The sequence below is a fragment of the Weizmannia sp. WK01 genome (assembly GCF_025905465.1).
Lineage (GTDB): Bacteria > Bacillota > Bacilli > Bacillales > Bacillaceae_C > Weizmannia > Weizmannia faecalis.
Window position 1 is genome coordinate 2,822,113 of the sequence record NZ_CP109616.1, and the last position, 15,531, is coordinate 2,837,643.

Here is a 15,531-nt window from a genome sequence, read left to right on the forward strand (position 1 = left end):
TGTAAGAAAGAATCACAAGAGGGTAAAATTTAAAATAATCTTACTTTTCGGACTCGACCTGATGATGGAAGGAATGTGAAGCAATGAATAATCAACATTATGGACTTTACCGACCTGAATTTGAACATGATGCATGCGGCATCGGCTTTTACGCGGACATCAAGGGCCGCGCGTCTCATAAGATCATCACCACTGCTTTGGAAATGCTGAGAAGGCTGGACCACCGCGCCGGTAAAAATGCCGACGGGACAACGAGCGACGGCGCCGGTATTTCGATGCAAATCCCGCACGCGTTTTTTGAGGCCGTATGCTCCTTCACCCTTCCAAAAAAAGGGGAGTATGCAGTGGGAATGCTTTTTCTGCCGCATGATCCGGATGCTGCGGAGGAAATCCTGAATGAATTCCGCATCCAGGCTGCATCACTCGGCCTTTCAGTACCCGGTGTCCGTGAAGTTCCGGTAAACCCGGAAGTTCTTGGGCGCCAGGCGGAAGAATCGCGGCCGCACATCGTTCAGATTTTCGTTTCTTCTTCAAACGATAACACGGAAGAAGCAGTTTTTCAAAGAAAGATCTATATATTGCGGAAACTGGTTGAGAACAAATTCGGTTCCTCTTTTTATGCCGCCAGTTTTTCGAACCGGACAATTGTATATAAAGGCATGCTTTCGGCAGAACAGCTCCCTCTGTTCTACATTGATCTGCAAGACGAACGGTTTCAATCGGCCCTGGCGCTGATCCACTCGCGGTTCAGCACCAATACGTTCCCGAGCTGGGAGCGGGCCCACCCGAACCGGATGATCGCCCATAACGGGGAGATCAACACCATCAAAGGGAACGTCAACTGGTTCAATGCAAAAATCGAATTGTTTGCAAACGAACTGGGCCTTGACACATTGAAAAAAATCCAGCCTGTGATCAACGCAAACGGTTCGGATTCGGCGATTTTTGACAATGTCCTTGAATTTTTAACGACAAACGGCATCTCCCTTCCGCACGCGATCATGATGATGGTGCCGGAGCCATGGGAAGACAACGAAGACCTGCCGCCTTACTTAAAATCATTTTATGAATACCATAGCCAGATTATGGAACCGTGGGACGGACCGATGGCGCTCGAGTTTACGAACGGAAAGCAGATCGGGGCGGTGCTTGACAGAAACGGCTTGCGCCCGGCCCGTTACTACATTACCCATGATGATAAAATCATTTTTGCATCCGAAGTCGGCGTCGTCGATGTGGAACCGGAAAACGTCAAAGAACGGCGCCATTTAAAACCGGGTCAGCTTTTGTTCGTGGATCTTGAAAAAGGTGCCCTTATCCCAAGTGATGAACTAAAAGCACAGGTCAGCCTTGAAAAACCGTACGCCGAGCATCTCGAAGATTCAGTGATAGACCTGGAAGAAAGCCATTTTATCCCGGCTGCATCCAGTCTTGAAAAAAATGAATTGGCTTATCGGCAGACATTATTCGGCTACACTTATGAAGAATGCACAAAGTCCATCGTGCCAATGGCGCAGGAAAAGAATGAACCGATCGGGGCAATGGGCGTCGATACACCGATTGCAGTTTTATCGGAGCGCCCGCAGCTTTTGTTCCATTATTTCAAACAAAGCTTCTCGCAGGTCACGAACCCCCCGATTGATTCCATTCGCGAATCATACGTTATATCTACGGTTACCTGGCTCGGCCCGCAAGTATCGCTTGACGGTCATGACGATACCGCCCATAAAAAAATCCGGCTAGAACACCCGTTTTTAAGCACGGCCAAATTTAACGCCATTTTAAACCAGGGAATGAAAACCGCTTTTCTTCCCGCTTACCATTCGCCGGATGTCACCCTTGAAGAGGCGCTGGAACAATTGCTCAAGGAAGCGGACGAAAAAATCAGGGAAGGCGCGGAAATTTTAATCCTTTCCGACCGTGCGCAAGGGCATCGTGCCGTGCCGATTCCTTCCCTGCTTGCCGTATCAGCCCTGCACCAGCATATGATCCGCTTGGGCACAAGGCCGAAAGCAAGTATCGTGCTGGATTCCGGAGAACCGCGGGATTCACATCATATGGCCGCTCTTTTAGGTTACGGTGCCGATGCGGTACACCCGTATCTCGCGCTTGAAACGATTCAAAATTTAATCGATGAAGGGCATATTGATCTGCCGTATAAAAAAGCAAGTGAAAACTATTTAAGTACACTAAAGAAAAGCGTCGTCAAAATCATGTCGAAAGTCGGGATTACGACGATGCAAAGTTATCGCGGGGCGCAAACTTTTGAAGCGCTCGGCATTGCAGAAAGCGTCTGCGACCGCTATTTTACCGGTACCGTCTCGCAGCTTGGCGGGATCGGGCTCGCAGAAATCGGCCAAGAATCATTGAAACGTTATGAAAAAGCACAGGAGTTGCTTTTCCAGCACAACAAAGCGCTTGATCCGGGAAGCGAGCTGCAATGGCGGAAAGACGGCGAGTACCATTTGTTCAACCCGCAAATGATGTACACTTTGCAGCAGGCAGCCAGAACGAACAACAAGGAACTGTACCGCAAATTTTCGGAAACGTACCACCACGGGCCATACGCCACGATCCGGAGCTTGCTGGCAATTGAGAGCAACCGGAAACCTGTCCCGCTTGATGAAGTGGAACCGGTCGAATCGATTTGGAAAAGGTTTAAAACCGGCGCGATGTCGTACGGGGCATTAAGCAAAGAAGCGCACGAAGCACTCGCGATTGCGATGAACCGCATCGGCGGAAAAAGCAACAGCGGCGAGGGCGGCGAAGAAAAAGAACGTTACACGCCTGATGCAAACGGAGATTCAAGACGGAGCGCCATTAAACAGGTGGCATCCGGCCGTTTCGGTGTCACCAGCCTGTATTTAACAGATGCGGATGAAATCCAGATTAAAATGGCCCAAGGTGCGAAACCGGGCGAAGGCGGCCAGCTTCCAGGCTCGAAAGTTTATCCGTGGATTGCCGAAGTTCGTGGCTCCACTCCGGGCGTCGGTTTAATCTCGCCTCCTCCGCACCATGACATTTATTCGATTGAAGACCTGGCGCAGCTGATTTACGATTTGAAAAGCGCCAACCCGCGCGCCCGCATTTCGGTGAAACTGGTGGCAAAGTCAGGCGTCGGGACAATCGCGGCCGGTGTCGCAAAAGGCCTGGCCGACACGATATTAATCAGCGGCCATGACGGCGGCACCGGGGCGAGCCCGCAAACGAGCATCAAACATGCCGGCATGCCGTGGGAACTCGGCCTTGCGGAAACCCATCAGACGCTGACGTTGAACGGCTTGCGTAACCGTGTTGTCCTTGAAACAGACGGGAAACTGATGACCGGCCGGGATGTCGTCATCGCCGCCTGTCTCGGCGCCGAAGAATTCGGATTTTCCACTGCGCCACTTGTTGTGCTTGGCTGTATCATGATGCGTGCCTGTCATCTTGATACTTGCCCGGTCGGCGTGGCCACCCAAAATCCGAAGCTGCGCGCCAAATTCATGGGCAAACCGGAATATGTTGTTAACTATATGCGGTTCATCGCAGAAGAAGTCCGCGAAATCTTGGCTGAATGCGGCTACCGCAGCCTCGATGAACTTGTCGGCGAAACAGGTTTGCTAAAAGTGAAAGATGAGGTTAAAAACCATTGGAAAGCAAAACAGCTTCATTTCGATAAATTATTGTTTAAAGCGGATGAAACACCGTTTGCTGTGCAAGGCAAAACAGTTCAAAACCATAAACTGGAAGAACGCTTTGACAGCCGTGAATTGAACCATTTATCCGTATCCGTCCGAAACAGGCAGCAAACAGCGGTCACCTTGTCTGTACGCAATACGGACCGGGCAATCGGCACCACTTTGGGCCATATCATTACAAAAACATACGGTGACGAAGGACTGCCGGAAGATTTTATCCACATTCATCTGCACGGTTCAGCAGGGCAAAGCCTCGGCGCCTTTATCCCGAAAGGCCTGACACTGAACCTTGAAGGAGATGCCAATGACTACGTTGGAAAAGGATTATCGGGCGGAAAAATTGTTGTGAAGCCGGGTGCCGGATGGATCCGGGACGAAGAACAGGCCATCATCGGAAACATCGCCTTTTTCGGGGCCACATCGGGTGAAGCGTATATTCGCGGAACGGCCGGCCAGCGTTTCTGTGTTCGTAACAGCGGCGTACATGCCGTTGTCGAAGGCATCGGAGACCACGGCTGCGAATATATGACCGGCGGACGCGTTGCCGTGCTCGGTTCGATCGGCAAAAACTTTGCGGCCGGGATGTCCGGCGGGATTGCCTACATTTATACCGGCGCAATGGGCGAAGATGAAGTTTTGGCGCGGATTAACCAGGAACTTGTCAGCATTGAAGGTGTTGATGCTGATGAAGATATGCGCGAACTTTATCATATGATCCAGAAACATTATCAATACACCGGCAGCCCTGTTGCCAAACGGATTTTGAAAAATTGGGAACTGTCCCTGCATCAGTTTGTCAAGATTGTTCCACGCGAATACAAAGCGATGATGGAACTCATCCAGTACTTCCTGGATCAGCAAATGCCGCTTGATGAAGCCAGGCTTGCCGCTTTTGAATATAAAAAATCCGGAAAGCACCTGCCGGAAATTGAAAAGGAAAAAGCTTTTCCGACAGAAGTAAAGTAAACGGGTAAATCCATCCGGGCGCTTCCGGATGGATTTACAGGATTGTATGTGGGATAGATCGATCCACTTTTCCGTAAAGAAAACGGACACCTATTAGGCTTCCGGCAACAACCGGATAAGAAGCACAAGGATGCATCCCACGCAAGACGGAAATTTTTCCGGAAACAAGCCGGATTGTACGGAACCGGGCCATTTGTTTATCCAAACCAGAAACCTGAAATTGTACGACATCTATATCCCTCCGGCAGCGGCCGGGTGATTTGTGAGGAGTGTGAGACATGCGCGGAACGACAGATTTTATTGAACAGAAACGCGAAAAACCGAAAGAACTGGATGCCGCAAAGCGGGTGGCTACTTGGAAAGAATACGTGCAGGCTTTCCCGGAAGCAAAATTGAGGACACAGGCATCCCGCTGCATGGAGTGCGGCACCCCCTTCTGCCAGATGGGAGAACTGATCGGCAGGCAAACGAGCGGTTGCCCTTTATATAATTTAATTCCGGAATGGAACACCCTTGCTGCCCAGGGAAAATGGGAAGAGGCCTACCAGCGTCTCCTTTTAACCAATAATTTCCCTGAATTTACATCACGCGCCTGCCCGGCACCATGTGAAGGCTCGTGCACAGCCGGGCTGGTCAGTGAACCTGTCACCATTAAAAGCATTGAAAGAGCCATCATCGACCGTGCCTGGGAAGAAGGCTGGATCAAACCGAGAATACCGCTGAAACGAAACGGCTTAAAAGCAGCCGTTGTCGGAAGCGGGCCCGCCGGATTGACGGCAGCAGACGATTTAAACCAGGCGGGATACGATGTGACCGTCTTTGAAAAAGAAGACCGTTTTGGCGGGCTGCTCATGTACGGCATTCCGAATATGAAAATTGAAAAACAGTATGTAGAGCGCAGAGTAGACCTGTTGCAGGCAGAAGGGATCACGTTCAAAGCCAATACCGAAATTGGTAAAGACATCACGCTTGATGAACTCGAGTCTGCGTTTGACGCCGTCCTGCTTTGCATCGGTGCAGAAAAACAACGTGACATGGACATCCCGGGGCGCGATTTAAAAGGCATCTACCCGGCGATGGAATATTTGAAAGCCAATACGAAACACCTGCTTGACCATGGGGAAAACGGCGAACCGCAAATTTCAGCAAAAGGAAAAAAAGTGATTGTCATTGGTGGCGGCGATACCGGCGCGGACTGTGTGGCAACCGCGATCCGACAAGGGTGCAAGAGCGTTGTACAGTTCGGAAAGCACGGAGAACTGCCGAAAGAACGCCCGGAACACGAACCATGGCCGGTGAACCCTTCCCTATTCACATTAGATTATGCATATGAAGAATCATTTAAAGTGTTCGGGGAAGATCCGCGGCAATACTATATCCAAACCACAGCATTTCACGGCAATGAGAACGGCGAAGTAACAGGGCTTGTCACCGTGCCGTTTTCGGATCCTCGAGGAGCGGAACAGCAAGTATGGGAAGCAGATCTTGTGCTCATCGCCATCGGATTCCAGGGTGTCGATGATTCCAAGTCAGCTGGCATCGAACTTCAAAACGGGCTGATTCAAACCTTACCTGGAAGTTTCCAGACAAATCGGGAAGGCATTTTTGCCGCCGGCGATGCGAAACGCGGCGCAAGCCTGATTGTCTGGGCCATGCAGGAAGGCAAAAAAGCAGCAAAAGAAATAGACCTGTATCTCTCTCAAAAAGACAAAGCGACCTGCCAGCCGTCTGCATAAAAAACGGCCCAAAGCTTTTTGAAAAAGCTTTGGGCTTTTTTTGCGTTACACGATGCCTTTATGGCTTGCAGTTTGTCCTTTTTTATCATGGTGAAGGTGGCACTTCATAAATCCGATTCAATACAACACTCATTGGGAGTAGCTGTGGCGCTTGGGCAACATTCTAATAAGACCATCTATGATTAAAATAGCACCCCATATAACAAATATTAAGTTAAATTGCGGACTTTTATAAATTTGAAGCCAGTCATAAATCCGGCTTAACGTGGATACAGCCCATTTTCCATAATCATTCAAGTTGAAAATATTTTTTGATGCGGAAACATTGTAAAAGATAAAGAAAACAAGCTGTGCAAGGACAAATATCAAAAGATGAATATACCAACCGTACCGTTTTTTGGCTGCTTTCGCCATTCTGCTTTCCCCTCCTTCTTTCCCCTTTAAACTATCAAAATTCTTTTTTTCGGTAGATGATCACCGAGGTAGCGTATGAGAGAATGAATAAAAAAATGGATACCAATAAGAAACTTAAAGAAAAAATCTCTTCAGCTCCCTTCATTTCCCCTATAAACACTTTCATCAAAAAGGATATGAAAAAGAACATTACAAAGGCGAAACCTATACTCCCCATTGTAATCATATCTGATTTTTCTATTCCAAATATATATGTCAGTGGATATACTAAAGAGGCAGCACAAACCATCATTCCCATACCCCGTAATCCAATGTTAAAAAAAATCATCCATAACGGTTGGTGAGACAAAAATACTTGCACAATAAAACAAAGCGAAAGTTAATAACAAACTCGTGAACAATAAAAGCAAGAATGTGATAAACTTACTTTGAATAATTTTGCTTTTTTTCAACGGAAGCGTGATTTCAAATTTATTCCAACTCGACATACTATCCTGTTTTAATACTTCAAATGCATTCATGGGTATAATTAAAAATGGTAATAATACAGCGATCTTTAACGCCGTGGGATTTCCACTTATAATAAGCAGAATGATAACTGCTGTAGATATAAGCAATGAAAATTTGACGCTTTTATCTATAGAATATAAATTATTTAAAATGAGCCCTTTCATAATTTTCTCCTTTCATTAATAATAAGCTCAACTTTCGCACCTAGAAAATCATAATAAATTCAGTGCTGGCTAATGTCTATTACGTCTCAGATACAGCACTTGACAGTAAAATTAATATATGAAAAAACACCTCTACTTTTGGTATAGTTGATTTATCGAAAATCACTACCAAATAGAAGAGGTGTCTCCTACTATGATAGCGAAAAACAGCCTGAATAATCAACTACCAAATGAAATAAAATCAACATTTAAAGAGTTGAATATGTTGAAACACTTGCGAATCGCCGGTATTACGAAGTCCTTTGGTTTTTCTTGTGCCTACATTTTTCAATTGATTTTTTGTATGATCTTTGAAAACAAAAACTGGTTCAGGATGTTGGAAAGTAAGAAAGCTACAGACATTCCAGCCAAAGATACCGTTTATCGGTTTCTCAACCAATCAACGTTCAACTGGCGTCGTTTCCTCCTTTCACTGGTTGCCTCAGTGATTGGAAAAGTTTCGAAATTGACACGTCATGACCGTCCGAAAGTATTGATTTTAGATGATTCATCTTATGACCGGAACCGAAGCAAACACGTTGAGCTTCTGGCTCGCTGCTTTGATCATGCATCTCAAAAAATGCGTTTTTACAAAGGATTCCGCATGTTGACATTAGGATGGTCTGATGGCGCAACATTCCTACCCGTTGACTTCTCATTATTGAGTTCGAAAAAGAGCCAGATCAACGGCATATCCGAAAATATCGATAAACGCAGCTCCGGTTATAAGCGCCGAAAAGAAGCATTACAAACGGCACCAGAACAGATTCCTGGCATGATTGCCCGGGCGATGAATTCTGGTATCGATGCTTCCTATGTTCTAATGGATTCGTGGTTCACCCAACAACCTCTCATCAAGGAGATTACAGAACAAGGTCTTGACGTAATTGGTATGGTCAAAAAATTAAAACAACGCTATTTTGTCGATGGTAAGCGTGTTAGCCTAGATGAATTGTATCGTCTAGCTAAACCGACTAGTGGAAAGAAAGGAATCTTGCGTTCCATCCATACAACGCAGGCCAATGGCGTGCCAATTAAAGTTGTCTTTGTTCGCAACCGCAACAAGAAAAGCGACTGGTTGGCGATTTTGAGTACAGACTGTACACTGAGTGACCAGGAAATCATCCGTATTTACGGGATGCGTTGGGATATTGAGGTTTTCTTCAAAACAACAAAGTCCCTATTAAAACTACAAAAGGAATTCCAGAGTCGTTCATATGACGCGCTTATCAGCCACACGACCATTGTGTTTGCAAGGTATATTGTCTTGTCATGGCAAAACCGTTGCAGTGTAGATGACAGAACATTAGGTGGCATGTTTTATGAATTATGTGATGAAATAGATGACCTTGATTGGGCTGTTGCATTGCAGCAGTTAGTCGAGATTCTTGAAGATACTCTGGATAAAAGTAATAAGAAAATTCAACAACTGATCAAAAGTCAACTACAACAATGGATTGCGGGTCTGCCGAATTATATCAAGGTATACCTACCTGTTTCAGTCTGCGAAAGTTGAGTAATAAGGTAATATCATCAATGGAAAAATTCTTTTTATGAAATTTTGCAGGCAGCTCATTTTTATTTGAAACAAGCACATCCACATAATCTGTTTGGTTTTTATATGCAATAATGCCATTTAAACGCAAGTCATTTAACTCATTCTCTTTACATTGTATGATCGCATAGTTATTTAAAAGGTCATTCTTACTTGTTTTTAACACAATTTCACCTTTTTTTATGAAAACCAGGGTATCCGCAACCTTTTCAATATCACTGGTGATATGGGATGATAACAAAATAGCACCTTTCTGATCTCTTACAAATTTTAGCAGTGCTTCTAATACGTCTTCCCTTCCTACAGGATCTAGCCCTGATGTCGCCTCGTCTAATATTAATAATCTCGCACCATGTGAAAGAGCAACAGCGATCGAGAGCTTCATGGCCATCCCCCGAGAAAAACTATTTATTTTTTGCTTTTTAGGCAGCGAAAAAAGTTCAATATAATTAAAATATTCTTGGTTATCCCAATTATGATAAAGATAGCGAAATACTTTCGATAACTTTATCACATCCAAATTACCGGAAAAATTCATGGCATCATACACTACGCCAATGTGATTGTTGATTTCTTTTTTGGCTTCAGCTATTCTCTCTCCAAAAATTTTTATGCTTCCGCTATCGATATGTAACGTTTGCAGGATTGCCCCCATTGTGGATGTTTTCCCCGCGCCATTTTCACCAATAAATCCTGTAATGGATCCATAGGGTACGGAGAAAGATATGTTCTTTAAAGCGAAGCGGGACTTGGAGAATGACTTGCACAACCCTTCAATTTCTAAAGCATATTCCAAAGTAAACCCTCCTCAAATCACAAAAAACTCGCTATTTTTTCCAATAATCATTATAGCAACAATTCTTCATATTTTCCAGCAAGCCTTTCATCATTATTTATTGATAATGCAAAAATTGAGATTATTGTGATGATCATCTATGTTGTAGCATACAGCAGAGGTAAAATGATGATGACCGCCTGTAACCGGCCAAAAAAACGAATAAATTTTCTTCCTCTGAGAGAACGATCTCTATTCGTACCATTACCTGCCTTGCTCTTAAAAGAAACCATTTTTATTCCTGCCGATGAAAATATAAGAGCTGCCGGTGTAATCCAGCAGCCCTTTCTGTTATGACTCGCCGCGGCGGCCGGATGCGTGCATGCGTTCTTGCGGGTGCGTGTTGGTTGTGCCGTCCGCGCGTTTCGAAGCATATTCAGCTTTTGCCCGCGGTTTGCCTTCATATACATTGTCATGATGGTACGGGAAACCTTTTTCTTTATTCCGCATGTTAACGCCCTCCTTAACAAAATAACCGGTGGGGAATGGCCCCCGCACCGGTTATTTTGCGCGTTTTCAGATGTAAAATCCGATCCTTATCTTGGTACAACATCAAGTTTTTTCTTTAGCTTTTTCTTATTAAAAATCCATCCGGTGTAAGAACCGGTTATTTCCAGATCTTCATTCAATTTCACAACAGCAACAAACGGATAATGCCCGTTTTTCCGGTAGCGGAGGTCGGTAAAACGGACCTCCCAGCCGTTATCAAGTTCTTTGACCTGCCAGTTATAGACAGGGGAAAAACTTAAGAAAGCTGACAAATTTTTATCCTGCTTTGCCGCTTCAATAATTTCATTTTCCGGTACCGGAAGCCGTTTGAATTTGTCCAGAATGGTGACCGCCGACTTAAATGCGGATGCAACATAGTAGGCATCTTTCGTTCTTACGGCAATCTTCCATTGGTGAAAACGGACAGTCGGGGAAATAATGATATTTTCCGCATCCGGAATCCTGGCCAGGACGGCTTTTTTTACATCGTGACGTGCCGCGAATCTGGCGATATAATATAAAAATATGAAGATGTACATGGCCAGGAAAGTTGGCCCCGGTTGTGCCCCGAACAGCCAGGCGGCAATGCCGATCACATGGATGGTGAAAATGAACGGGTCAAATGTATTGATCACGCCGAGCGCGACCCATTTATATGAGAACGGCCGCAATGCCTGTGTCCCGTACGCATTAAAGATATCGACGAACACATGCAAAAAAACAGCCAAAAAAGACCAAAGCCATAAATGAAGCGCATCCGTTCCAGGGAAAAAGATGCTGAGCACAGCTGTAATGGCAAGCGGCCACAGCAAGACGGCGGGAACAGAATGTGTAATGCCGCGGTGGTTGCGAATATAAACCGCATTATTTTTAAATTTAAGCAAAGTATCGATGTCTGGTGCCTGTGAACCTAAAACCGTGGCAATGAGAACGCTGTGAAAATGAACCGCATCTTGTGCGACCACAGGGTCCAACGTTGCCAAACCTCCAAGTGCAAATCCCATAACAACATGGGTTCCTGTATCCAATCTTATTCCTCCTAAAAATGGTTCTGGCTCCTTATTAAAGCGCTTATTTCTTTCATATGCCTTCATCATATGGTAAATTAAAAAGAATTGCAATAGACAGAAGCGGTCAATTCAGGATTTCCTGATTGTATTTTTCCCGTTTATAAAATGTATAGCAATCATTTGGGGGAGTTAAACATTGAAAAATTTGCCAATCGACGACTTTGATATAAAATCTTTTCAAGATGATCTGATTTCCTGGTTTGAAAGGGAACAGCGGAAACTTCCGTGGCGGGAGGACCGTGACCCGTATAAAATTTGGGTATCGGAAATCATGCTGCAACAGACAAGGGTGGACACCGTCATCCCCTATTTCCGGCGTTTTATGGAAAAATTCCCGACAATTGAAGCGCTGGCGGATGCCAGTGAAGATGAAGTGCTAAAAGCGTGGGAAGGACTCGGCTACTATTCGCGCGTCCGGAATTTGCACGCTGCTGTAAAAGAAGTGGAGGAACATTACGGCGGCACGGTTCCGGACACGCCGGAGGAGGTATCGAAGCTAAAAGGCGTAGGGCCATATACGGCCGGTGCGATTTTAAGCATTGCATACGGCCTGCCGGAACCGGCTGTGGACGGCAATGTGATGCGGGTGCTGGCAAGAATTTTATCCATATGGGAAGACATTGCAAAGCCTTCTGCAAGAAAGGTTTTTGAAGAAGTCGTCCGCAAGCTGATTTCCCGGGAGAATCCGTCTTTTTTTAATCAGGCTTTAATGGAACTCGGGGCGCTCGTTTGCACACCAAAATCGCCGTCATGCCTGCTTTGCCCGGTCCGGGAGCATTGCCGGGCGTTTAGAGAGGGAACCATTGATGAGCTGCCTGTGAAATCAAAAGGGAAAAAGCAGAAACAGATCCGGCTTCAGGCAGCCGTTTTGGAAGATGAAGACGGGCGCATTTTGATCCATAAGCGTCCGGATAAAGGGCTGCTTGCAAATATGTGGGAATTTGTACAAGTGGAAGAAAGCACCGTTTTGCCGGCAAGACAGGTGCTGAAGGACTATCTTGGAGATGTTTTTAAAATTGAAGCAGCGCTTGAAACCGAACATTTTACGGAAATACGCCATGTTTTCACCCATTTAATTTGGGATATCCGGGTATACCACGGGAAAATTTTAAATCAGGTACAGGAAACGAATGAATTAAAATGCGTGCCTCCTGATGAGATTGAAACGTTCGCATTTCCTGTCCCCCATCAAAAAATTTGGAAAGCCTTCCGGGAACAGGCAAAAAGTGAAAAGGTGAAGGACATTAAAGGATAGGCTTCGTTTCAAAATGTCTTTCATCACCAGGATGAAAGACAAAAAGGGGCGGACCGCGGGATGAAATGTCTTTCATAACTAGGATGAAGAACAAAAGGGAACGCACCCCAAGCTGAAATGTCTTTCATAAACAGGATGAAGGACAAAAGGAGACGCACCCCAAGCTGAAATGTCCTTCATAAACGGGATGAAAGACAAAAGGGAACGAACCGCGGGATGAAATGTCCTTCATAAACGGGATGAAGGACAAAAAGGGGCGAACTGCAAGCTGAAATGTCCTTCATAAACGGGATGAAAGACAAAAGGAGGCGATCCGCGGGATGAAATGTCCTTCATAACTGGGATGAAGGACAAAAGGGAACGAACCGCGGGATGAAATGTCCTTCATAAACGGGATGAAGGACAAAAAGGGGCGAACTGCAAGCTGAAATGTCCTTCATAAACAGGATGAAGGACAAAAGGGGACGATCCGCGGGATGAAATGTCTTTCATAACAGGGATGAAGGACAAAAGGAGACGCACCCCAAGCTGAAATGTCCTTCATAAACACGATGAAGGACAAAAGGGGACGATCCGCGGGATGAAATGTCTTTCATAACAGGGATGAAGGACAAAAGGAGACGCACCCCAAGCTGAAATGTCCTTCATAAACACGATGAAGGACAAATGGAGACGATCCGCGGAATGAAATGTCTTTCATAAACAGGATGAAAGACAAAAGGAGGCGAATCCATTGTCTTTTTGAACCTCAGTAAAAGACATTTCAACATGGGACGGGCATGCTTTTGTCTTTTTGCGCCTTTGTAAAAGACATTTCAACCAGCATCGTGCACCCTTTTGTCCTTTTAAACCTCTATAAAAGACATTTCAACCGGCCACGTGCACCCTTTTGTCCTTTTGAACCTCTGTAAAAGACATTTCAACCGGCCACATGCACCCTTTTGTCCTTTTGAACCTCTGTAAAAGACATTTCAACCGGCCACATGCACCCTTTTGTCCTTTTAAACCTCTATAAAAGACATTTCGACCGGCATCGTGCACCCTTTTGTCCTTTTGTGCCCCTATAAAAAAGACATTTCGACCGGCCACGTGTCCCCTTTTGTCCTTTTGCGCCCCTCTAAAAGACATTTCAACCAGCTTCGTGCACCCTTTTGTCCTTTTGAGCCTCTATAAAAGACATTTCAACCAGCTTCGTGCACCCTTTTGTCCTTTTGAGCCTCTATAAAAGACATTTCAACCAGCTTCGTGCACCCTTTTGTCCTTTTGAGCCTCTATAAAAGACATTTCAACCGGCCACGTGTCCCCTTTTGTCCTTTTGCGCCTCTATAAAAGACATTTCAACCGGCCACATGCCCCCTTTTGTCCTTTTGAACCCTTGTAAAAGACATTTCAACCGGCAACGTGAGTCAAGTCCAGGTTATTGTGTAAATTTATGGGCAAATGTTTTCAACCACCCTTTCATTTTTTCGGCTTAACTTCCATGGATTTTTTTCTTCATCTCCGGGAAGGGATGTCAAATGCCTTTCAATTTGACATCCCTTCCCGGAGATGAAATCATCCATGATGGAAGTTAAGCTGAAAATGCTGCTAACTATTCTTTCCCATAAGTGACTTCCTCTTCGAGTATTCTGTATCTTGATACTGCATTAAAACGGCACCAACCAAACGAAAAGCAGATTGGGTATTAGGAAAAATGCGAATGACCCTTTCCCTTCTACGAACCTCTTGGTTAAGCCGCTCGAGGGAATTAGTACTCCGTATGTGCATACGGATATTCTCAGGAAAGTTCATGTATTGGATAGTATCTTCAAAACCTTCATCTAAAATGGCCAGGGCTTTTTCAAATCTTGCTTCTGTACCAAATTTGTTTATTAATTCATCTTTAAACTTGCGTATGTCCTCAATCGTAACGGCCTCAAACACGCGCTTAATCATCACCCGGATTTCTGCAGTATCTTTTTTGGGCAGTTTTTCAATGATATTGCGTTTAAAATGAACATTGCACCTTTGCCAAGCAGTGCCAATGAATTCCCGTTGTATTGCTTTCTGAAGGCCCATGTGAGCATCGGAAATAACGAGTTTTGGTGATTGGAGTCCACGTGATTTAAGTTGTTTAAAAAATGAACTCCAACTCTCCAAACTTTCTGCATGGTCAACGCTTAAACCCAGTATTTCACGTGTATTCTTCTCTGTAATGGCAGTCGCAATATAAACAGCCTTTGATATGACCTTATGGTGCTCCCGTACTTTTATATACATGGCGTCCACAAACACATAAGGGTAGTAGGTTGTATTCAACGGTCTCTCGGCCCAAGCATTCACAATGGGATCCAGTTTTTGCGTAAGGGAAGAGACAAACGACTTGGATACATTCTTACCGCAAAGCTGTTCTACGACATTTGTGACCTTACGGGTAGAGACGCCATTGATGACCATCTCCAACATAGAAAGGACGAAAGCTTGGTCACATCTGGCATACTTTTCAAATAAGGTAGTTGAGAATTCGCCATTACGTGTCCGGGGAACTTTTAATGTAACATTGCCGATGCTCATCAACAGCTCGCGTTCATAGTAACCGTTCCGGTAATCCCGGCGTTCAACAGCGCGTTCATAAGGGCTCGTTTTTAAATAGTCATCCCTTTCCTTTTCCATAAACTCGTTTAACACGAGGACAACCGCTGATTTAATTACCGCGTCAAGATCTGAAGTCATGATGGCTTCTTTTAAAACATCCAAATTTAGGTTAAACTGTAAGTGAGTCATTTTATCTCCTCTTTTCATTGTTTATTGTCGTTGAAAACAGTGTTGCCAAGAGTTG

At 45.1% G+C, this 15,531-nt stretch carries 11 protein-coding genes; 4 read left to right on the top strand and 7 right to left on the bottom strand.

Annotated elements, in window-relative coordinates:
- Positions 1–83 precede the first annotated feature (83 nt).
- A complete protein-coding gene (gene gltB, locus OF158_RS13620) occupies positions 84–4,646 on the top strand; it encodes a glutamate synthase large subunit (RefSeq protein ID WP_035183882.1) in 4,563 nt (1,520 codons plus the stop codon).
- 278 nt (positions 4,647–4,924) lie between these two features.
- A complete protein-coding gene (locus tag OF158_RS13625) occupies positions 4,925–6,382 on the top strand; it encodes a glutamate synthase subunit beta (protein WP_014097366.1) in 1,458 nt (485 codons plus the stop codon).
- A 129-nt stretch (positions 6,383–6,511) separates the two neighbouring features.
- On the opposite strand, the gene OF158_RS13630 is transcribed toward OF158_RS13625, so the two are convergent.
- Genes OF158_RS13630 through OF158_RS13640 form a run of 3 tightly spaced genes read right to left on the bottom strand, consistent with a single transcriptional unit; the run spans position 6,512 to position 7,470 of the window.
- On the bottom strand, positions 6,512–6,796 hold the full coding sequence (locus tag OF158_RS13630; protein ID WP_035183880.1) for a YfzA family protein: 285 nt from the start codon (positions 6,794–6,796) through the stop codon (positions 6,512–6,514).
- A 34-nt stretch (positions 6,797–6,830) separates the two neighbouring features.
- Positions 6,831–7,124 carry an ABC-2 transporter permease gene (locus OF158_RS17650; RefSeq protein ID WP_337680480.1) on the bottom strand — a complete coding sequence of 98 codons (294 nt, stop codon included), beginning with the start codon at positions 7,122–7,124 and terminating at the stop codon, positions 6,831–6,833.
- Positions 7,111–7,470, bottom strand: coding sequence for an ABC-2 transporter permease (locus OF158_RS13640; RefSeq protein ID WP_225620912.1), 360 nt, complete (start codon positions 7,468–7,470; stop codon positions 7,111–7,113). The genes OF158_RS17650 and OF158_RS13640 overlap by 14 nt, the downstream gene beginning before the upstream one ends.
- A gap of 193 nt (positions 7,471–7,663) precedes the next feature.
- Here OF158_RS13640 and OF158_RS13645 point away from each other — a divergent pair, with 193 nt between their 5' ends.
- Positions 7,664–9,025, top strand: a complete 1,362-nt coding sequence (locus tag OF158_RS13645) for an IS4 family transposase (protein WP_043052472.1) — start codon at positions 7,664–7,666, stop codon at positions 9,023–9,025.
- On the opposite strand, the gene OF158_RS13650 is transcribed toward OF158_RS13645, so the two are convergent.
- The 3 genes from OF158_RS13650 to OF158_RS13660 all read right to left on the bottom strand — a co-directional run bounded on the left by OF158_RS13650 (position 8,988) and on the right by OF158_RS13660 (position 11,416).
- Positions 8,988–9,860: an ABC transporter ATP-binding protein gene (locus OF158_RS13650; protein WP_035183873.1), complete on the bottom strand. Its 873-nt coding sequence runs from the start codon at positions 9,858–9,860 to the stop codon at positions 8,988–8,990. The two genes, OF158_RS13645 and OF158_RS13650, sit on opposite strands and share 38 nt — an antisense overlap.
- A 330-nt stretch (positions 9,861–10,190) precedes the next feature.
- Complete coding sequence (locus OF158_RS13655) at positions 10,191–10,349, bottom strand: small, acid-soluble spore protein K (protein WP_014097362.1); 159 nt, start codon at positions 10,347–10,349, stop codon at positions 10,191–10,193.
- Between the two features lie 86 nt (positions 10,350–10,435).
- Positions 10,436–11,416 (bottom strand): metal-dependent hydrolase, encoded by a 981-nt coding sequence (locus OF158_RS13660; protein WP_014097361.1) that lies wholly within the window; start codon positions 11,414–11,416, stop codon positions 10,436–10,438.
- A gap of 178 nt (positions 11,417–11,594) precedes the next feature.
- Here OF158_RS13660 and mutY point away from each other — a divergent pair, with 178 nt between their 5' ends.
- Complete coding sequence (gene mutY / locus OF158_RS13665; protein ID WP_026684724.1) at positions 11,595–12,713, top strand: A/G-specific adenine glycosylase; 1,119 nt, start codon at positions 11,595–11,597, stop codon at positions 12,711–12,713.
- 1,587 nt (positions 12,714–14,300) lie between these two features.
- On the opposite strand, the gene OF158_RS13670 is transcribed toward mutY, so the two are convergent.
- Entirely contained in the window at positions 14,301–15,476 is a 1,176-nt protein-coding gene (locus tag OF158_RS13670) for an IS256 family transposase (protein ID WP_017551449.1), read from the bottom strand.
- Positions 15,477–15,531 lie beyond the last annotated feature (55 nt).